The 18,627-nt window shown below is 71.0% G+C and carries 16 protein-coding genes; 5 read left to right on the top strand and 11 right to left on the bottom strand.

Annotated elements, in window-relative coordinates:
- The first annotated feature begins 43 nt into the window (after nucleotides 1-43).
- Nucleotides 44-541, top strand: coding sequence for a MarR family transcriptional regulator TamR (gene tamR, locus ABZ624_RS34660; protein ID WP_069780386.1), 498 nt, complete (start codon nucleotides 44-46; stop codon nucleotides 539-541).
- Here tamR and ABZ624_RS34655 read toward each other — a convergent pair.
- On the bottom strand, nucleotides 500-1,267 hold the full coding sequence (locus ABZ624_RS34655) for a response regulator transcription factor (RefSeq protein WP_360098198.1): 768 nt from the start codon (nucleotides 1,265-1,267) through the stop codon (nucleotides 500-502). The genes tamR and ABZ624_RS34655 overlap by 42 nt on opposite strands.
- 411 nt (nucleotides 1,268-1,678) lie before the next feature.
- Between ABZ624_RS34655 and ABZ624_RS34650 the strand changes: the two genes are divergently transcribed.
- The gene (locus ABZ624_RS34650) at nucleotides 1,679-1,882 is read left to right on the top strand and encodes a hypothetical protein (protein ID WP_360098196.1); all 204 of its coding nucleotides are present in this window, start codon (nucleotides 1,679-1,681) and stop codon (nucleotides 1,880-1,882) included.
- Nucleotides 1,883-1,904: 22 nt separating this feature from the next.
- Here ABZ624_RS34650 and galK read toward each other — a convergent pair whose 3' ends face one another.
- Genes galK through galT form a run of 3 tightly spaced genes read right to left on the bottom strand, consistent with a single transcriptional unit; the run spans nucleotide 1,905 to nucleotide 5,079 of the window.
- Nucleotides 1,905-3,059 (bottom strand): galactokinase, encoded by a 1,155-nt coding sequence (galK, locus tag ABZ624_RS34645; RefSeq protein WP_360098194.1) that lies wholly within the window; start codon nucleotides 3,057-3,059, stop codon nucleotides 1,905-1,907.
- Complete coding sequence (galE, locus tag ABZ624_RS34640) at nucleotides 3,059-4,021, bottom strand: UDP-glucose 4-epimerase GalE (protein WP_360098192.1); 963 nt, start codon at nucleotides 4,019-4,021, stop codon at nucleotides 3,059-3,061. The genes galK and galE overlap by 1 nt, the downstream gene beginning before the upstream one ends.
- Nucleotides 4,018-5,079 (bottom strand): galactose-1-phosphate uridylyltransferase, encoded by a 1,062-nt coding sequence (gene galT, locus ABZ624_RS34635; protein WP_360098190.1) that lies wholly within the window; start codon nucleotides 5,077-5,079, stop codon nucleotides 4,018-4,020. Before galT ends, galE begins: the two co-directional genes overlap by 4 nt.
- A gap of 180 nt (nucleotides 5,080-5,259) precedes the next feature.
- On the opposite strand from galT, the gene ABZ624_RS34630 reads away from it, so the two are divergent.
- Nucleotides 5,260-6,951, top strand: coding sequence for a sodium:solute symporter family protein (locus ABZ624_RS34630; protein ID WP_360098188.1), 1,692 nt, complete (start codon nucleotides 5,260-5,262; stop codon nucleotides 6,949-6,951).
- 21 nt (nucleotides 6,952-6,972) lie between these two features.
- A complete protein-coding gene (locus ABZ624_RS34625) occupies nucleotides 6,973-7,323 on the top strand; it encodes a hypothetical protein (protein ID WP_360098186.1) in 351 nt (116 codons plus the stop codon).
- A 109-nt stretch (nucleotides 7,324-7,432) separates the two neighbouring features.
- On the opposite strand, the gene ABZ624_RS34620 is transcribed toward ABZ624_RS34625, so the two are convergent.
- From ABZ624_RS34620 to ABZ624_RS34605, 4 genes are all read right to left on the bottom strand, one after another.
- Nucleotides 7,433-8,116, bottom strand: coding sequence for a LuxR C-terminal-related transcriptional regulator (locus ABZ624_RS34620; protein ID WP_360098184.1), 684 nt, complete (start codon nucleotides 8,114-8,116; stop codon nucleotides 7,433-7,435).
- Between the two features lie 229 nt (nucleotides 8,117-8,345).
- Nucleotides 8,346-10,151, bottom strand: a complete 1,806-nt coding sequence (locus tag ABZ624_RS34615; RefSeq protein WP_360098182.1) for a PQQ-binding-like beta-propeller repeat protein — start codon at nucleotides 10,149-10,151, stop codon at nucleotides 8,346-8,348.
- An 80-nt stretch (nucleotides 10,152-10,231) separates the two neighbouring features.
- Nucleotides 10,232-12,019, bottom strand: coding sequence for a PQQ-binding-like beta-propeller repeat protein (locus tag ABZ624_RS34610; RefSeq protein ID WP_360098180.1), 1,788 nt, complete (start codon nucleotides 12,017-12,019; stop codon nucleotides 10,232-10,234).
- Nucleotides 12,020-12,519: 500 nt separating this feature from the next.
- Nucleotides 12,520-14,328 carry an ABC-F family ATP-binding cassette domain-containing protein gene (locus tag ABZ624_RS34605; protein ID WP_360098178.1) on the bottom strand — a complete coding sequence of 603 codons (1,809 nt, stop codon included), beginning with the start codon at nucleotides 14,326-14,328 and terminating at the stop codon, nucleotides 12,520-12,522.
- 145 nt (nucleotides 14,329-14,473) lie between these two features.
- Between ABZ624_RS34605 and ABZ624_RS34600 the strand changes: the two genes are divergently transcribed.
- On the top strand, nucleotides 14,474-15,079 hold the full coding sequence (locus ABZ624_RS34600; protein WP_360098176.1) for a Uma2 family endonuclease: 606 nt from the start codon (nucleotides 14,474-14,476) through the stop codon (nucleotides 15,077-15,079).
- A gap of 9 nt (nucleotides 15,080-15,088) precedes the next feature.
- Here the strand turns inward: ABZ624_RS34600 and ABZ624_RS34595 are convergent, their stop codons facing one another.
- The 3 genes from ABZ624_RS34595 to ABZ624_RS34585 form a co-directional block, all read right to left on the bottom strand.
- On the bottom strand, nucleotides 15,089-15,982 hold the full coding sequence (locus ABZ624_RS34595) for a 4-(cytidine 5'-diphospho)-2-C-methyl-D-erythritol kinase (protein WP_360098174.1): 894 nt from the start codon (nucleotides 15,980-15,982) through the stop codon (nucleotides 15,089-15,091).
- Nucleotides 15,979-16,848: a 16S rRNA (adenine(1518)-N(6)/adenine(1519)-N(6))-dimethyltransferase RsmA gene (rsmA, locus tag ABZ624_RS34590; protein WP_360098172.1), complete on the bottom strand. Its 870-nt coding sequence runs from the start codon at nucleotides 16,846-16,848 to the stop codon at nucleotides 15,979-15,981. The genes ABZ624_RS34595 and rsmA overlap by 4 nt, the downstream gene beginning before the upstream one ends.
- Before the next feature lie 260 nt (nucleotides 16,849-17,108).
- Nucleotides 17,109-18,533: a ubiquitin-like domain-containing protein gene (locus ABZ624_RS34585; protein ID WP_360098170.1), complete on the bottom strand. Its 1,425-nt coding sequence runs from the start codon at nucleotides 18,531-18,533 to the stop codon at nucleotides 17,109-17,111.
- Nucleotides 18,534-18,627: the final 94 nt, after the last annotated feature.

Raw genomic sequence — 18,627 nt, 5'->3', positions numbered from 1 at the left:
CGTCAAGAGACTTCACGTCGACACAACCACTACACTGATCTCCATGGAGGACGAGGTCGATCGGCTGGTCGCAGCGTGGCGCCGGGAGCGTCCGGACCTCGACGTGGAGCCGCTGGAAGTGCTCAGCCGGGTGAGCCGACTCGCCCGGCATCTGGACCGTGCGCGCCGGCTCGCCTTCGCCGAGCATCAGCTGGAGCCCTGGGAGTTCGATGTGCTGACCGCGCTCCGGCGCGCGGGCACGCCGTACCAGCTCTCCCCCGGCCAGCTGCTGACGCAGACCCTGGTCACGTCGGGCACGATGACCAACCGCATCGACCGGCTGGCCAAGAAGGGCCTGGTGGAGCGGCTGCCCGACCCGAGCGACCGGCGCGGTGTGCTGGTCCGGCTGACCGACACCGGCCGGGACCGCGCGGACCAGGCGCTCGCGGGGCTGCTGGAGCAGGAGCGGGCGATCCTCGCCGAGCTGTCCCGCGCCCAGCGGGCGGAACTGGCCGGTCTGCTACGCCAGCTGACCGCCCCGTTCGACAACATCCCCGGCTAGGTCGGCCGGTCCGACCCCGGCGCGGCGGGCGAGTGCCACGGCAGCCAGCGTCGAGTGGACACCCAGCTTGCCGAGGACGTTCTGCATGTGGGTGCGCACGGTGTGCGGGGAGAGGAACAGCCGCTCTGCGACGGCCTTCCTGCCCAGCCCCGCGACCATGCAGCGCAGCACCTCCCGCTCGCGCGGGGTGAGGGACTCCACCAGCCGCTCGCTCTCGGTACGGTGCCGGCGGGCGGCGGTGAGTTCGCGCAGGACGCCCGTGAGCAGGGCGGGCGGCAGATGGGTCTCGTCGCGCAGCACGCCCCGGATCACCGTCAGCAGCCGGGACAGCGAACAGTCCTTGGCGACCCAGCCCGAGGCCCCGGCCTGCAGCGCGAGCGCCGCCCGCCGGGGATCGTCCTTCTCGGCGAGCACCACGATCCGCACGGCGGGCTGGGCGGCGCGCACGCCCGCGACCAGCGAGATGCCGTCGACCAGCCCTTCCTCGTCGCCCTCCTGCACGGGCACCGCCGGACGGCCGCCGGGCACGTTGCCGCCCAGGTCGGCGTCGACCAGCAGGACGTCGTAGCGGCGGCCCTCGCCGGCCGCCCGGTCCAGACAGCGCAGCGCGGCGGGACCGCTGCCGGCGGCGAAGACGTCGACGTCGGGCTCGGCGGCCAGCGCGGCGGCGAGCGACTCGGCGAAGATGCGGTGGTCGTCCACGACCAGGACTCGGATACGAACCACGAAACCCCCTTCCCCAGGCTCCGCGCGGAGCAGGGGACAACCAGGTCCGGAAAGGGCCGGCAGCCGTCAGCCGGTCCGCGAGGACCGGAACGGCCCGGAGAACGACGACCCGCGCGGGTACGACACCCCAGGGAAGGAACGTGCGCCGCGCGGCCGCCGCCGTCGCGGAACTGCTACCCCCACCGCGGATGCCGTACCCGCCTGTCTCGCCCCCTGATCAGCACCGGCCCCCACCGGTGCTGCTCCACAGAGTACGGAAGGGAGCACACAGCGGAAGCGGATTTGCAGAACTGGCCTCCGATGCGTGTCTGGTGTGCCTCATGTTCCGTAAGGGACGCAAATCGACAAAGGAATTCCGCAATCGGCGATCGGTAATCGGCATGGACATGACTCGCCGACGCGTGCGGTGGCGTGTCGGCAAGGACGGGCAGGCACTCCGCCGGCATCCGTGTGCAGTCCCTGACGCCGGACCGCAAGCTGACCAGCTACAGCTGGCACAAGGTCTGCACCGGCGCCGCCACCGAGAAGACGTGGCCGGCCTCCCTGCAGGACAACCGCGGCATCTGGGCGCTGGGCTGCGACGAGTCCAGCTGGGACGGCGACCGCAACCACTGATCGCGGACGGCCGGTGAGGCCGTCAGTCCAGCCGGGCGGCTCCCGCCGACGGCACCGCCTCGAACACCCGTGGGGCCGTGAAGCCTGCCGCCGCGAAGGCCTCCTCGATCGTCTTCGTGAGGGTGTCCACGTCGGTCGTCTCCGTCAGGACGATCGCCGAGCCGCCGAAGCCGCCGCCGGTCATGCGGGCGCCCAGGGCGCCGGCGGCGAGGGCCGTGTCCACCACCAGGTCCAGTTCGGGGCAGGAGATGCGGAAGTCGTCGCGCAGCGAGGCGTGGCCCTCGGTGAGGACGGGGCCGATCGCCCGGGTCTCGCCGGCGCGGAGGAGTTCCACCACCCGCTCGACCCGCTGGTCCTCCGTGACCACGTGCCGGACCAGGCGGACGATCTCCTCCTCGTCGCCGAGCAGAGCCAGCGCCGCGTCCAGCTCGGCGTACGGGATGTCCCGCAGGGCGTCGACGCCGAGCAGGGCCGCGCCCTTCTCGCAGCCTGCCCGGCGCTTGCCGTACTCGCCGCCGCTGTGGGCGTGCTTGACCTGGGTGTCGACCACCAGCAGGCGCAGATCCCCGGCCGCCAGGTCGAAGGGGATCTGCTGCTGGGACAGGTCACGGGTGTCCAGGAACAGGGCGTGCCCGGCCTGGCAGCAGGCCGACGCCGTCTGGTCCATGATGCCGGTCGGCGCGCCGACGTAGACGTTCTCGGCGCGCTGGCACAGGCGGGCCAGCTGCCAGCGCGCGAGGCCGAGTCCGTACAGGTCGTTCAGGGCAAGCGCGATCACGACCTCCAGGGCGGCGGAGGAGGACAGACCCGCGCCGGCCGGCACGGTCGAGGCGAGGTGGATGTCCGCGCCGGTGACCTCGTGGCCCGCCTCGCGCAGCGCCCAGACCACGCCCGCCGGGTACGCCGTCCAGCCGTCGTCGCCCTGCGGGGTGAGCGCGTCCAGCGGCAGCTCGGCGATCCCGCCCCCGACGTCCGCCGAGTGCAGGCGCAGCACGCCGTCGGTGCGGCGGGAGACGGCCGCCGTCGCCTGGTGCGGCAGGGCGAAGGGCATCACGAAGCCGTCGTTGTAGTCGGTGTGCTCACCGATCAGGTTGACCCTGCCCGGCGCCGCCCAGACGCCCTCCGGCTCCGCGCCGTACAGCTCGGCGAAGCGCTCCCGGACCTGCTGTGCCCCCACTACTGCTCCCTTGTGATGTTCTGCGCGAACTCCCAGGCGTCCGCGACGATCCCCGCGAGATCCGCGCGGGACGGGTTCCAGCCCAGTTTCTCGCGGGCGGTGGCCGCCGAGGCGACCAGGACCGCGGGGTCGCCGCCCCGGCGCGGGGCGGCCACCTCGGGGATCGGATGGCCGGTGACCTTGCGGACGGTCTCGATGACCTCGCGGACCGAGAAGCCGCTGCCGTTGCCGAGGTTGCAGATCAGGTGCTCGCCCGGGGCGGCGGCTCGCAGGGCCAGCAGATGCGCCTCGGCCAGGTCCGCCACGTGGATGTAGTCGCGCACGCAGGTGCCGTCGGGGGTCGCGTAGTCGTCGCCGTAGACCGAGATCGCGTCGCGGCGGCCCTGGGCGACCTGGAGGACCACCGGGATGAGGTGCGACTCGGGGTCGTGGCGCTCGCCGTGGGCGCCGTAGGCGCCGGCCACGTTGAAGTAGCGCAGGGAGACCGCCGCCAGGCCATGGGCGTCGGCCTCGCTGGTGATCATGTGGTCGACGGCCAGCTTGGAGGCGCCGTAGGGGTTGGTCGGCTTCGTGGGGGCGCTCTCCACGATCGGGACCTGCTCCGGCTCGCCGTAGGTCGCCGCCGTGGAGGAGAAGACCAGGGTGCGGACGTTCGCCTCGCGCATCGCGCCGAGCAGCGCCATGGAGCCGGCGACGTTGTTGTCCCAGTACTTCTCCGGCTTCACCACCGACTCGCCGACCTGCGAGGACGCGGCGAAGTGCAGCACGCCGGCGTAGGAGGGGTCGAGCCACTTGGCGGCGTCACGGATGTCGCCTTCGATGAACGCGGCACCCGCCGGGACGCCCTCGCGGAAGCCGGTGGAGAGGTTGTCGAGGACGGTGACCTCGTGGCCGGCCTCCAGCAGGTGCTGGGCCACGACACTGCCGACGTAACCCGCGCCACCCGTCACCAGGTACTTCATGAACTCGCTACCTCTCGCAGTCGCTCGGCCGCGCGCTCCGGCGGCACATCGTTGATGAACACGCTCATGCCGGACTCGGAACCCGCGAGAAACTTCAGCTTGCCGGAAGTGCGGCGTACGGTGAAAAGCTCGAGGTGGAGCGCGAAGTCGTTCCGCGTCACACCGTCGAACTCCTCCAGCGCGCCGAACGGCGCCTGGTGCCAGGCCGCGATGTACGGCGTCGGAGGCTCAGCGGTGCCGAAGATCCGGTCGAAGCGTTTCAACAGTTCCAGATAGACCTGGGGGAATTCTGTGCGCGCCGCCTCGTCGAGGGCGAGCAGGTCGGGGACGCGGCGCCTGGGGTACAGGTGGACCTCGTACGGCCAGTGCGCCGCGTACGGCACGAAGGCCACCCAGTGTTCACCCTCAAGGACGACCCGCTCCTCGGCGAGTTCCCGCTCCAGCACGGCGTCGAAGAGGTTCTCGCCGCCGGTGGCCTCCTTGTGCGCGGCGAGTGAGCGGAGCATCAGCGCGGTGCGCGGGGTGGTGAACGGGTAGGCGTAGATCTGCCCGTGCGGGTGGCCCAGGGTCACGCCGATCTCGGCACCGCGGTTCTCGAAACAGAAGACCTGCTCGACGGCGGGCAGGTGCGACAGCTCCGACGTGCGGTCCGTCCACGCGTCGAGCACGAGGCGCGCCTGCTCGACGCTCAGGCCGGCGAAGGAGGCGTCGTGGTCGGACGTGAAGCAGACGACCTCGCAGCGGCCGGAGTCGCCGGCGAGCGAGGGGAACCGGTTCTCGAAGACGACGACGTCGTACGACGCGTCCGGGATCTCGCTGAGCCGCTCACCGCGCGTCGGGCACAGGGGGCACTCGTCGGCCGGCGGATGGTACGTGCGCCCCTGCCGGTGGGAGGCGACGGCGACCGAGTCGCCGAGCAGCACGTCGCGGCGGATCTCGGAGGTGGTGACCGTGCGGTCCAGGGGCCGGCGGTCGACGGCGTCGCGCACGGCGTCGTCCCGCAGGTCGTAGTAGATCAGCTCACGGCCGTCGGCCAGCCGTGTCGAGGTCTTCTTCAACGCTGGACTCCTCTACGCCCCGCACCCAATCACTCAACACAATCAAACATAACAGACCACAACTCACCACAGGACTGTTTCATCACAATCAAACAAAGAACACCAACAGAAGTGTTCAATTAACGAACTTGGAGACGTAGGTTCCGCTCTGGACCCGTTCGCGCAACGAAGCGAGTACGCATGCAAACCACCACAGAGAGTCCCCGGTATCTGGCGGCGCAGCTACAGCTCCCCGTCAACTGGCTGGACTACACGATCCTGGCGATCTACTTCGTCGTCGTCCTCGGCATCGGCTTCGCGGCCCGCCGCTCGGTGAAGACCAGCCTCGACTTCTTCCTCTCCGGACGCTCGCTGCCCGCCTGGATCACCGGCCTCGCCTTCATCTCGGCGAACCTGGCGGCCACCGAGATCCTGGGCATGGCCGCGAACAGCGCCCAGTACGGCGCCTACACCGTGCACTGGTACTGGATCGGCGCCATCCCGGCCATGGTCTTCCTGGGCCTGGTGATGATGCCCTTCTACTACGGCAGCAAGGTCCGCTCGGTCCCCGAGTTCCTGCTGCTGCGCTTCGACCGGGCCGCCCACCTGCTCAGTTCGATCCTGTTCGCGTTCGCCGCCATCCTGATCGCGGGCGTCAACCTCTACGCCCTCGCGATCGTCGTCGAGGCGCTGCTGGGCTGGCCGCAGTGGGTGGCGATCGTGGTGGCCGGCGCGTTCGTGCTGGCGTACATCACCCTCGGCGGTCTGTCCTCGGCGATCTACAACGAGGTGCTGCAGTTCTTCGTGATCCTGGCCGCCCTCATCCCGATCACCATCCTCGGGCTGAAGAAGGTCGGCGGCTGGAACGGCCTGACCGACAAGCTCACCGCGAGCCACGGGGCGAACTTCACCACCGCGTGGGGCGGCACCGGCATCGGCAGCGTCAACCCACTCGGCGCCAACTGGCTGACCATCGTCCTCGGCCTCGGGTTCGTGCTGTCCTTCGGCTACTGGACGACCAACTTCGCCGAGGTGCAGCGTGCCCTGTCGGCGAAGAACCTCTCCGCCGGGCAGCGCACCCCGCTGATCGCCGCCTACCCGAAGATCTTCATCGTCTTCCTGGTGATGATCCCGGGCCTGGTCGCCGCCGCGGTCGTCCCGAAGTTCGGCACCGCCGGCTCCGGATACCAGTACAACGACGCCATCCCCTACCTGATGCAGGAGCTGCTGCCCAACGGCGTGCTCGGCATCGCCGTCACCGGTCTGCTGGCGGCCTTCATGGCGGGCATGGCGGCGAACGTGTCGTCCTTCAACACGGTGTTCACGAACGACATCTGGGCGAAGTACGTGGTGCGCGGCCGCGAGGACGCCTACTACGTCCGCTTCGGCCGGCTGATCACCGCGATCGGCGTCCTGGCGTCGATCGGTACGGCGTTCCTGGCGTCCTCGTTCTCGAACATCATGAGCTACCTGCAGACACTGTTCTCCTTCTTCAACGTGCCGATGTTCGTCGTCTTCATCGTCGGCATGTTCTGGAAGCGCGCGTCCGCCAGGTCCGGCTTCTGGGGCCTGCTCGCGGGCACCGTGACCGCGATGGTCAACTACTTCGTGTTCTACAAGAAGGGGATCATCTCCATCCCCTCCGACCAGGGCGCCAACTTCGTCTCCGCGATCGCGGGCTTCGTCGCCGGCGCGGTCGTGATGGTCGCGGTGTCCCTGTTCACCAGGCCGAAGCCGGTACAGGAGCTGCAGGGGCTGGTCTACGGCACCCGCTCCCCCGGCATGTCCGAGCCGGCCGCCGCCGGCGACGACGCCTGGTACCGCAAGCCGGCCCTGCTGGGCTGGGGCGCGGTCGTGCTGGCCGCCGCCTGCTACATCCCGTTCTCGTTCTGACGCGGGAGGATCGAGGAAACCATGAGCGACAACGCGCACTCCGAGCGCCGTCACGAGGGCTTTCACTACAGCGAGGAGGACGTCCAGCGGGAGGTCACCGAGCTGGAGGGCAAGTCCGCGACCGCCGCGCGCATCTTCGACCTGCGCCGCATCATCGGCGGGCTGTTCGTGCTCTACGGCGTCATCGTCACGATCGTGGGCGTCACCGACTCCCGGTCCGCGATCGACAAGGCCCAGGGCGTCAACATCAACCTCTGGACCGGGATCGGCATGCTCCTGCTGGGCCTCTTCTTCCTGGCCTGGCTGAAGCTGCGGCCCACTCCGCCGCCGCTTCCTCCGGAGGGTCTGCCGGAGGACAGACAGGGGGAGTAACCCGCCGTCCCCGGCTGCGGGCGCGTGGGGGCTGGTCGGCTGCGGGTGCGTGGGGGCGGGTCGCCCAGTTCCCCGCGCCCCGGACCGGGCCCGCACCGGCGCAGGGCGCCTACCCGGGACCGGAGCCCAACGGTCCCGCCCGGTCCAGCAGCCCCGTGCGCGCGGCCAACGCCGCCGCCTCCAGCCGCGACCCCACCCCCAGCTTCATCAACACCCGCTGCACATGCGTACGAGCCGTACTCGGCGCGATGCCCATCCCGGCCGCGATCAGCCGCGTATCCTCCCCGTCGGCCACCCGCACCAGCACCTCCACCTCCCGCGGCGTCAGCACTGACAGCAACCGCTGTGCCTCGTCATCGGGCTGCGCGGCAGGATTGAGCAGTTCCTCGAACGCCCCCTGCAGCAGCTGCGGAGCCACCGCCGCCTCCCCCGCCCGCGCCTTCATGATCGCCCGCTCGACCCCCTCGATCCGCTCGTCGTGCCGTACGTACCCCGACGCCCCGGCCGCGAACGCCGCCGCGATCCCGCGCGGCGACGGCACCGGGCCGAGCACCAGCACCGCCACCTGCGGCCGCTCCCGCTTGACCTTCACCACCGGGTCGAACACGCCCGGTTCGGCCGGCGCCGCCGTGCCCAGCAGGCACACCTCCGGCGCCCGCGCGATCACCAGGTCCGCCGCACCCGCGGCCGGCGCCGCCGCGGCGAGCACCCGGTGCCCGCGCAGCTTGAGCGCCGACGCCAGCGCCTCCGCGAGCAGGCGATGGTCGTCGACGACCATGAGCCGCACTCCCATAGAGCAACCCCCCAGTCCCCCCCATGGATGCCCCACTATGGACGCCCACCTGTCCGCGAGGACAGAGGGCCCCCCGGCACCCCCGCCCTCCATACGCTCCCGGAAGCTACACGCTTGTTCGACGTCGCGCTGCCCCTCTTGATGAGAAGTGCCCCGGATCGATGAAATCCGGGGCACTTCTCGGTAAGTCACCCATTCGGGCGAGACCCGCCGCGGCGGCGGCGCGGCGTCAGCCGCCCGTGCCGAAGACCAGCACCAGGTCCTCCTGGCCGATCGACGACAGGTCCTTCTGCTTGGCGTAGACCTGCCCCATGTACAGGCGGCCGTCACGGAAGAGGAGCTCATCGCTGTCGGGCAGTATGTTGCTCTCCGTCTCCCGCATCTTCCTCGCGGCAGGGTTCACCAGCAGCTTGGTCATCTTGAAGCTGCCGCCGTCGATACTGACGATCTGACCGCCGGCCTTGTACGACGGCGACTTGTAGGCGAGCAGGTTGCTCCCGTCCATGCGCAGCGGGGAGATCGTGGTGTCGTCGCCCGCCTCGGCACGCTGACCGGTCGGCTTTCCGGTGGTGAGGTCGAAGGAGACGATCTCGTTGGTCTGGCTGAGGGACGAGGAGCCGTCGTGCTCCGCGGTCGGCAGGTACAGCTTGCCGTTCCCGACGACGATCTCGTGGCAGTCCTCGACGCGGGTGATGCCCGCGCACTTGCCGCCGTAGTTGTCGCCCGGCGCGGAGATGTGCGCGAGCAGTCTGCCCGTCTTGTTGTCGATGGAGAAGTAGTCCGTGATCTGGGTGCTCTCCCCCACGGCGGCGGCCACCACCAGCGGGTCGGTGGAGACGACGGACGCCTCGTCGATGCCCGGGTCCATCTTGTACTCGGAGATCACCTTCCCCGTCTTCGGGTCGAGGGTCTGGATGAGCAGGCGCGGGTTGTCGGCGTCTCCGCAGCTGCGCACCGCGACCAGCTTGGTGCCACCGCCGTACCCCGCGTCGTAGCAGTCGTCGCCCTGCTTCGGCAGCCACAGCGGCTTGCCGGAGTCGATGTCGAAGGCGGCACCGCCCTCGGTGTCGCCGACCGCCACAGTGCGCTGACCGACCGTCACATCCTCGTAGTTGATCGGATAATCGCCGACCTTGACCGACTTCGTCCACAGCTTTGTACCGGCGTCGAGATCGATCGCGGCGATCTGGGTGCATCCGGCGAAGCTGTTCTTCGTGTTCCACTTCGGCTGGTAGGTGATCGCGGTCTTGCCGTCGGACGTGGTCTGCCTGCTGGCCGCGCAGACCGGACCCGGCAGCTTGATCGTCCACAGCCTGGTGCCCTTGACCGGGTCGTAACCGGCGATCTCGGCGACACCGCTCTTGGCGTACACCTTGTCGGTCAGCCATGAACCCACGGTGCTGGTCGTGTCGTCCGTGGTGGGCAGCGGCACCTGGAACAGCACCTTGGCCGCGGGGTCGGCCGGCACCTTCTCCTTGCCGCCGCCCGTGCCGCCGCTGCCGCCCGTGCCGCCGCTGGAGGAAGCGGCCTCGTGCTTCTTGACGTCGCCCCCGGAGGAGTTGGCGTACCAGATGCCGCCGGCGACGATCAGGGCGATGGCGACGACGGCCGCGACGACGATGAACAGCACCGTGTTGTTCCGCCCGCCACCGCTCTGCCCCGCCTGCGGCTGGACCGGCACGGTCGGCGGCTGGCCCGGATAGCCGTAACCCGGCTGCGCGGGCTGCGCGTACGGGGTCTGCGGCTGACCGTAGGCCGGGGGCGGCTGGCCGTACGGGTTCTGCTGAGCGCCGGGGTAGCCGTAACCGGGCTGGGGCGGTTGGGGCTGCTGGGGCGGCTGTTGGGCCGAAGCGGCCTGTGGATAGCCGTAGCCGGGCTGCGGCTGAGGGGGCTGCGGGACCGGAGCGGCCTGCGGGTAGCCGTAGCCGGGCTGCGGCTGAGGGGGCTGCGGAGGCTGCTGCGGTGGTGGGCTCGGGGGGCCGAAACCGGGCTGCTGCGGGGGCTGGTTCGGCGGCGGAGGGGGCGGCTGGGTCATGGGCTGGGCACCTCAGTGAGGCTCGGAAGGCCGGACGGCATCGGGGAGTTGGCAGGGACAGGGGAAGCCGGGACGGCCGCTCAGTTGCCGAAGGCCATGATCAGTTTCTCCCTGGCCTGGTCGCTGCCGGACAGCTGGCCGCTGGAGATGAAGAACCGTCCGTCGGACCAGCCCACGACGGATTCGAAGAAGGTCTCCTCGATCTGCGCCGTACCCTGCGGGTTCTGCAGCAGACTGGTGGGCTTGTGGGAGGAGCCGGCGGTCGGGATCGACACCACCTGGCCGCCCGCGTCGTACGACGGCTGCACATACGCGACGAGTTTGCCCCCCTCGGTCTTCATCGGATACATCGGCTCGGCGGCCGGGGACTTGACCCGCCACTCGGCCTTGCCGGTGGTGAGGCTGATCGCGACGATCTCGTTGGCGCTGCTCGTGCTGTCCGTCGGCAGGTACAGCGTGTCGGCGTCGGTCACGACGCCCTGACAGCCCTGCAGATCCCGGTCGAGGAATCCGCAGTGGGGGGCGAACTTCTCGTCGACCTTCACCTGGGAGCGGAACTTTCCGTCCTTGCCGAACGTGGAGATGTTCCAGGCCTTCTTGTCCGAGTTGGTCAGGTACACCACGAGCGGGTCCAGGGAGTACACCTTGGTCACCTCCCAGCCCTTCTTGACCTTCTGGGTCCACTTGACCTTGCCGGTGGCCGGGTCCAGTTCCTGGATCTCGTCGTGCTCGTTGGGCTCGAACGCGGCGCAGGAGGACGCCTGGATCAGCCGGCCGGCGCCACCCGCGTACCCGGACGGAGCGCACGACCCGCCGTCACTCCCCTTGTCGTACAGCTTCTTGCCGCTGTCGACGTCGTACGCCGTGCCCGCCGACCCCGCGCGGCCCGCTATCACCGTCTTGCCGCTGATGGTCAGGCTGATTTCGACCGCGATGTCGAACGCCCCCTGGCGGTCGACCTTGACGTTCCAGCCCTTCTGGCCGGTGTTCAGGTCGATCTGCTGCAGCTGGTTGCACTCGGCCTTGTCGCTGGTGCCGCTCATGTACGCCACGACGACCTTGTCGTCGTCCGACTGTTGCGGGGTGACCGCGCAGATCTTCTGCGGGAAGGAGACCGGAGCCCACGCCGGCTTGCCGTCACCGACGCCATAGGCGAAGACCTGCTTGTACGCCGCCTTCACCACCGCCTTGTCCGTGACCCACATGCCGGGCGCCTCCGCGCCGCTGCGAGGGGCGTCCGGCGCCGACTTGTACCAGAGCACCCTGTCCTCACCGGGCTTCCGGCCGTCGTTGAGGTTCTCCGGGTCGTCACCGCCGCTCGACGGACTCGGCGTGCCGGAGGCGGAGTGCTTGGGGTCGTCGCTCTGCTGGGCGACGGGCTTCTTCTTGCCGCCGCCGTCGCCGCTCACGACCGCGTACGCCGCGCCGCCGATGACCAGCAGCGCGGCCACCGCGGCACCGGTGATCAGCGCCGTCTTCTTCTTCCTGGACGCCGGCGTACCGCCGGGCGCGGCGCCGGGCACACCCGGGTACGGCGGCTGCTGCGGATGCCCGAAACCGGGCTGGGGCGCCGCCCCGTACGGGCCCGGCTGCTGCGGCGGATAGCCGTAGGGGCCCGGGGTGCCGTACGGACCCGGCTGCTGTGGGTAGCCGTAGCCGGGCTGGGGCTGCTGCGGCGGGGCGGCGGGCTGCTGGGCCGGCGGCGGCGGCATGGGAGGCACGCCCGGGGCGCCCGGGGTGCTCTGCGGGGCGCCGAAGCCGCCCGGTGCCGGTGGCGTCTGCGGAGCGCCGAAACCACCACCCTGCGGCGGCTGTTCCTGCGGCGCTCCGAAACCGCCCTGCGGCGGATGGTTGGGCGGCTGAGTCATCAGCGCTCTTCCCCCTCGTTCACTGATTTTTAGCCACGCCCTGAGGTTCTTGACGGACCCTGGGTCGTTACTCACACAATTCTCAGACGGCCCTTTCTATCACCCGGCACCGACAGCACAGCGGCCCGGATCCGCCGCTGTTCCCAAGGGACGACCGGGCCGTGATGCCCCTGTTACGCGCCTTCACGCCCCCTTCACGCGGCGCACGCAACAGCGCCGCGCGCCGGGAGCGTTGGGATGTGAGGCGGGCGCGGGCGGTGGCTGGTTCACGCCTCGGGGCAGACGGTGACGGGGCTCCTGACGGCGCGCAAGCCCATGCCTGGCGCTGCCGCTGACTGCGCGTAAACCCATACGTGGCGCCGCTCCTGACGGCGCGGACAACCGGATCGAGCGCCGTACTCGGCGGCGCGCACACCCCCGGCTCGCGCCGGCGCCCAGGCCCCCGCGCCCGCTCAGCCCCCGCCCCCGCGCCCGCTCAGCCCCCGCCTCCGCGCTCCCCGCTACGCGTCCTCCGCCAACTCCAGCCAGCGCATCTCCAGTTCCTCGCGCTCGCCGGCGAGGTCGCGCAGCCGGGCGTCCAGTTCGGCGACCTTCGCGAAGTCGGTGGCGTTCTCGGCGATCTGGGCGTGCAGCTTGGCCTCCTTCTCGGAGACCTTGTCCAACTGCCGCTCGACCTTCTGGAGTTCCTTCTTGGCGGCGCGCTGGTCGGCGGCGCTCTTCTCCGCTGTGGCCGGCTTGGGTGCCGCGGCGGCGGCCTGCGCGGCGACCGCCTCCTCCATCCGCTGCCGCCGCTCCAGGTACTCGTCGATGCCCCGCGGCAGCATCCGCAGGGTGCCGTCGCCGAGGAGGGCGAAGACCCGGTCCGTGGTGCGCTCGACGAAGAACCGGTCGTGGGAGATGACGATCATCGAGCCGGGCCAGCCGTCGAGGACGTCCTCCAGCTGGGTGAGGGTCTCGATGTCGAGGTCGTTGGTGGGCTCGTCCAGGAAGAGGACGTTGGGCTCGTCCATGAGGAGCCGCAGCAGCTGCAGCCGGCGGCGCTCACCACCCGACAGATCCCCGACCGGCGTCCACTGCTTCTCCTTGCTGAAGCCGAACGTCTCGCACAGCTGCCCGGCGGTCATCTCGCGCCCCTTGCCGAGGTCGACGCGCTCACGGACCCGCTGCACCGCCTCCAGGACCCGCCAGGTCGGATCGAGTTCGGCGACCTCCTGGGAGAGGTAGGCGAGCTTGACGGTCCTGCCGACGGCGATGCGCCCACCGGCCGGCTGCTCCTCACCCCCCGTACGCGCCGCCGCGGCCATGGCCCGCAGCAGGGAGGTCTTGCCGGCGCCGTTCACGCCGACGAGACCGATCCGGTCACCGGGGCCGAGCTGCCAGGTGACGTGCTTGAGCAGCACCTTGGGCCCGGCCTGGACGGTGATGTCTTCGAGGTCGAAGACCGTCCTGCCGAGCCGCGAGGAGGCGAACTTCATCAGCTCGGAGCTGTCCCGGGGCGGCGGCACGTCCGCGATCAGCTCGTTGGCGGCCTCGATGCGGAAGCGCGGCTTGGACGTGCGGGCGGGCGCCCCGCGTCGCAGCCAGGCCAGCTCCTTGCGCATCAGGTTCTGCCGCTTGACCTCCTCGGTGGCGGCGATCCGCTCGCGCTCCGCGCGCGCGAAGACATAGTCGGAGTAGCCGCCGTCGTACTCGTGGACGTCACCGCGCTGCACGTCCCACATGCGCGTGCAGACCTGGTCCAGGAACCACCGGTCGTGTGTGACGCACACCAGCGCCGAGCGCCGGTTCTGCAGGTGCTGCGCGAGCCAGGCGATGCCCTCGACGTCGAGGTGGTTGGTGGGCTCGTCGAGGACGATCAGGTCCTGTTCCTCGATGAGCAGCTTGGCGAGCGCGATCCGGCGTCGCTCACCGCCGGACAGCGGTCCGATGACGGTGTCGAGCCCCTTGGGGAAGCCGGGCAGGTCCAGACCTCCGAACAGCCCGGTCAGGACGTCCCTCACCTTGGCGTTGCCCGCCCACTCGTGGTCGGCCATGTCGCCGATGACCTCGTGGCGGACGGTGGCGGCGGGGTCGAGGGAGTCGTGCTGGGTGAGCACGCCGAGCCGCAGACCGCCGGAGTGCGTGACGCGCCCGGTGTCGGCCTCCTCCACCTTCGCGAGCATCCGGATGAGGGTGGTCTTGCCGTCGCCGTTGCGCCCGACGACCCCGATCCGGTCCCCTTCCGACACACCGAGCGAGACGCCGTCCAGCAGGGCACGGGTGCCGTACACCTTGCTGACGTTCTCGACATTGACCAGGTTGACGGCCATTTCACTCCTGTGCGCGGGGGTGGGTCAGCCTTCTAGCGTAGGGCCTGCGGGGTGAGGGACGGCGCGCGAGGGGCTTGTCACTCTTTGTGATGACGTGATCGGGAGACGGCCGCTACCGTGGAGGACAGGCAGCAGGATCCCGTCCATGGGAGGAACCATGACCGCCGAGTCCGTAGAGCACCGCGTCCAGTGGCCGGTGCCGCCCCAGGACGGCTACACCGTGGACGACCTGTTCACGCTGCCTGATCTCCCGCCGCACACCGAGCTGATCGACGGGAGCCTGGTTTTCGTGAGCCCGCAGCGCCGTTTCCACGCCAATGTGATCGACCTGCTTGTCAATGGCCTGCGTGCGACGCTGCCTGCCCAGTTCAGGGTCAGTCGGGAAATGACCGTCGTGCTCGACAACCGCAATGGTCCAGAACCCGATGTGAGCGTCATCCGTGTCGACGCCGTCACGGGCCCCGGCCAGACGAAGTACGAGGCCAAGGACCTGCTCCTGGCCATCGAGGTCGTCTCCCCGGACTCGGAGTCCCGGGACCGCACGACCAAGCCCCAGAAGTACGCCGCTGCCGGGATCCCGAACTTCTGGCGCGTCGAGGAGAACGGGATGAGCGGCAGGCCCGTCGTCCACGCCTACGAGCTCGACCCGCTCACCAGGGCGTACATCCACACCGGCATGCACCGGGACCTCATCAAGGTCGACAAGCCGTACTTCATCGACATCGACCTGACGGCGATCGACGAACTCTGACAGGCGCCCTCAGACCGCCGTCGCCCCCGCCACCGGCCCCACCGCAGTCCGCACCGCCCTGCACGTCCCCGACGCCCGCAGGGCCTGGGCCACCTTCTCCGCCGACTCCGCATCACGCGCGAGGAACGCCGTCGTGGGCCCGGACCCGGAGACCAGCGCGGCGAGCGCACCCGCCCCGCGCCCCGCGTCCAGCGTGTCGGCCAGCTCAGGGAACAGGGACAGCGCCGCAGGCTGCAGGTCATTGGACACGGCTGCCGCCAGCCCCTCCACGTCCCCCTTCGCCAGCGCCTCCAGCAGGTCCGCCGAAGCCACCGGCACCGGGATCTCCCGTCCCTGAGCCAGCCGGTCGAACTCCCGGAAGACGGCCGGGGTCGACAGCCCCCGCTCGGCCATCGCGAACACCCAGGGGAAGGTGCCGCCGGTCTCCAGGACCGTCAGCTGCTCGCCGCGCCCGACCCCGAGCGCCGCGCCGCCCACCAGGCTGAACGGCACATCGCTGCCCAGCTCGGCGCAGATCGCGAGCAGCTCGGCCCGGGAGGCACCCGCGCCCCACAGCGTGTTGCAGGCGAGCAGCGCGCCCGCGCCGTCCGCGCTGCCGCCGGCCATGCCGCCGGCGACCGGGATGTCCTTGGCGATGTGGATGTGGACGTCCGGCTCGATGCCCCGCCGCCCGGCGAGGGCGATGGCCGCGCGCGCGGCGAGGTTGGTGCGGTCCAGGGGGACCTGGTGGGCGTCCGGCCCCTCGCAGGTGATCCGGAGTTCGTCCGCGGGGGTCACCGTCACCTCGTCGTGGAGGCCGACGGCGAGGAAGACGTTGGCGAGGTCATGGAACCCGTCCGCGCGGGCTGCGCCGACCGCGAGCTGGACGTTGACCTTGGCCGGTACCCGTACCGTGACGCTCACTTACCGCTCTCCTTGTGTTCCGCGATCCGCGCGAACTCCTCCACGGTCAGCGACTCCCCGCGCGCCTGCGGCGAGACCCCGGCCGCGACCAGGGCGGCCTCGGCGGCGACGGCGGACCCGGCCCAGCCGGCCAGTGCCGCCCGCAGGGTCTTGCGGCGCTGTGCGAAGGCCGCGTCGACGACGGCGAAGACCTCGGCCTTGGAGGCGGTCGTCTTGATCGGCTCGGCCCGCCGCACCAGCGACACCAGCCCGCTGTCGACGTTCGGCGCGGGCCAGAAGACGTTACGGCCGATCGCCCCGGCCCGCTTCACCTCGGCGTACCAGTTCGCCTTCACCGACGGCACGCCGTACACCTTGTTGCCGGGCGCGGCGGCCAGCCGGTCGGCCACCTCGGACTGCACCATGACGAGGGTGCGCTCGATGCTCGGGAAGGTGTCGAGCATGTGCAGCAGCACGGGGACGGCGACGTTGTACGGGAGGTTCGCCACCAGCGCCGTCGGCGGGGGGCCGGGCAGCTCGGTGACGTGCATCGCGTCGGAGTGGACCAGCGCGAACCGGTCGGCGCGCGCCGGCATGCGCGCCCCGATGGTCGTGGGGAGGGCCGCGGCCAGCACGTGGTCGATCTCGACCGCGGTGACCCGGTCGGCGACCTCCAGCAGCGCGAGCGTGAGGGAGCCGAGCCCCGGGCCGACCTCGACGACCACGTCGTCGGGGCGGACCCCGGCGGTGCGGACGATACGGCGGACCGTGTTGGCGTCGATCACGAAGTTCTGGCCGCGCTGCTTGGTGGGACGGACACCGAGCGCTGCCGCGAGCTCACGGATGTCGGCGGGGCCGAGGAGGGCGTCGGGGGTGGGGCTGCTCACGGGACAAGGGTACGGGGGTCTGCACGGCCGGGTTGCCAGGTGCCCGGTGCTGCGGCTGGGCGGGGTGGGTGCCGCCTGCCCGCGCCGGCGGGGTGTGGAAGCCGACGGTGCCGCAGCTCCCCCAGGGGCGCGGGGCTGTATCGATGCGGCTCCGTCGCGCGGGCGCGACGGTCACGAGCCGCCCAGCCGCCCAGCCGCAGCACCGGGCACCTGGGCGACGGCGAGACGTCCCCACGGCGCATCCCCGCACCCGCCGGCCCTCAGCCCCGCAGCCGCACCCCGCAATGCGGCCAGGGCGTCGCCCCCCGGCGCACGTACAGCTTCTTCGCGCGCAAGGTCTGTTCGGCCTCCGGTGCGTCCTGCGGGCGTCCGGTGCCGCCGAGGCTGTGCCATGTGCGCGCGTCGAACTGGTAGAGGCCGCCGTACGTCCCGGACGGGTCGACCGCGTTCGGCCGGCCGCCGGACTCGCAGGTGGCGAGACCGTGCCAGTTCAGGTGATCGGCGCCGGCCACGGAGGGCGGCAGCGCCTTGGTGCCCACCTTCACGATCTGCTTGCGCGGCTTGCGCACCACCTCGGAGGTCTCCCGGCGCGGCTTCTCCCGGACCCCGTTGACGATGCGCAGCAGGTAGGTGTCGCGCCGCAGTCCGGGCTGCCCCGCCTGTACGACGACCTCGGTGCCCTTGAAGAGGGTGGGGTCCTCGGTGCGCTCGACCTCGAACGGGATCTGTTCCTCGCGGACCTCCCGGGTGCCGCTGACCCTCAGCACGGTCACCGTCTGCCCGTCGCGCGGAAAGCTGTCGAGCGGCACGGAGGTGATGTCCTCGCCGTGCAGGCCGATCCCGGCCTGTCCGATGACCTCGCGGACGGTGGCCGCGTTGGTGCGGATGGTGCGGGTCCGGCCGTCGGCCATGACCGTGACGGCGCGCTCGGTGCGCACGTCGAGCGTGAGCCCGGCGCGTCCGATGCTCTGGGAGCGCGAGGTGGACAGGTACGCGCCCTCCGCGCGCACCCCCAGCTCGGCGAGCGCTCCCTCCACCGTGTGCGCCGTCGTCCACACCTCGTGCTGCTGGCCGTCCAGGGTGAGCCGGACGGGGCGCCCGTAGCGCACGGCGACCGTGTCACCGCTGGCGAGCGGTGTGCCGGGGGCGGGCGCGATCAGGTCGTGCGCTCCCACGGGCACGCGCTCCTCGGCGAGCAGCTCGCTCACGTCGTCGGCGAAGGTGTGCAGGGTGCGCTGCTTGCCGTCGACGGTCAGCTCGACCGCCTTGTCCTTGGCGACGAACGCGGTGGTGCCGCCGGCGAGGAAGGCCACGACCAGCGCCTGCGGCAGCAGACGGCGCACGGCGGACTCGGGGCGCTCCGAGTAGCGCCCCTTGCGCCGGCGCGCGGCCCGGCCGCCCACACCGGCGAGCGTCTCGGGTGCGCTCGCCCCTTCTTCGTCCGGCGCGCTCCCCGCCTGCGGCGCTCTTCCCGCCTGCGGCGCGCGCCCGGCCTGCTGTGCGCGCCCGCCCTGCCGGGGCAGCACCGGCTCGGCGACGAAGTACGCCTGCGCCTCGTAAGCGGGCCGGTAGGTGTCCTCGTACAGCGCGTACGGCTGGGTATCCGCGGTGTACACGGAGGCGCCGCGGCCGTACGGCTCGTACGGCCACCATGTCTCGAACGTCTCGTACTGCGACTTGCTCACGCCGACGCGCTCCAGAGGTGCCAGAGGGGTCCGGATCGGGCCCCCAGAACCTAGCGGAGCGACCGTCACTCTCCAAAGCGACGCGACTACGTAC

The organism is Streptomyces sp. NPDC007205 (assembly GCF_040634095.1).
Taxonomy (GTDB): Bacteria; Actinomycetota; Actinomycetes; order Streptomycetales; family Streptomycetaceae; genus Streptomyces.
Note: the sequence above shows the minus strand (reverse complement) of the source record. Positions and strands in the feature narration are given on the sequence as shown.

Bases quoted from the DNA above. Each gene is read 5' to 3' on its own strand.
- tamR (WP_069780386.1), top strand. From the start codon at position 44: ATGGAGGACGAGGTCGATCGGCTGGTCGCAGCGTGGCGCCGGGAGCGT.
- galE (WP_360098192.1), bottom strand. From the start codon at position 4,021: ATGAAGTACCTGGTGACGGGTGGCGCGGGTTACGTCGGCAGTGTCGTG.
- ABZ624_RS34630 (WP_360098188.1), top strand. From the start codon at position 5,260: ATGCAAACCACCACAGAGAGTCCCCGGTATCTGGCGGCGCAGCTACAG.
- ABZ624_RS34625 (WP_360098186.1), top strand. From the start codon at position 6,973: ATGAGCGACAACGCGCACTCCGAGCGCCGTCACGAGGGCTTTCACTAC.
- ABZ624_RS34620 (WP_360098184.1), bottom strand. From the start codon at position 8,116: ATGGGAGTGCGGCTCATGGTCGTCGACGACCATCGCCTGCTCGCGGAG.
- ABZ624_RS34615 (WP_360098182.1), bottom strand. From the start codon at position 10,151: ATGACCCAGCCGCCCCCTCCGCCGCCGAACCAGCCCCCGCAGCAGCCC.
- ABZ624_RS34610 (WP_360098180.1), bottom strand. From the start codon at position 12,019: ATGACTCAGCCGCCCAACCATCCGCCGCAGGGCGGTTTCGGAGCGCCG.
- ABZ624_RS34605 (WP_360098178.1), bottom strand. From the start codon at position 14,328: ATGGCCGTCAACCTGGTCAATGTCGAGAACGTCAGCAAGGTGTACGGC.
- ABZ624_RS34600 (WP_360098176.1), top strand. From the start codon at position 14,474: ATGGGAGGAACCATGACCGCCGAGTCCGTAGAGCACCGCGTCCAGTGG.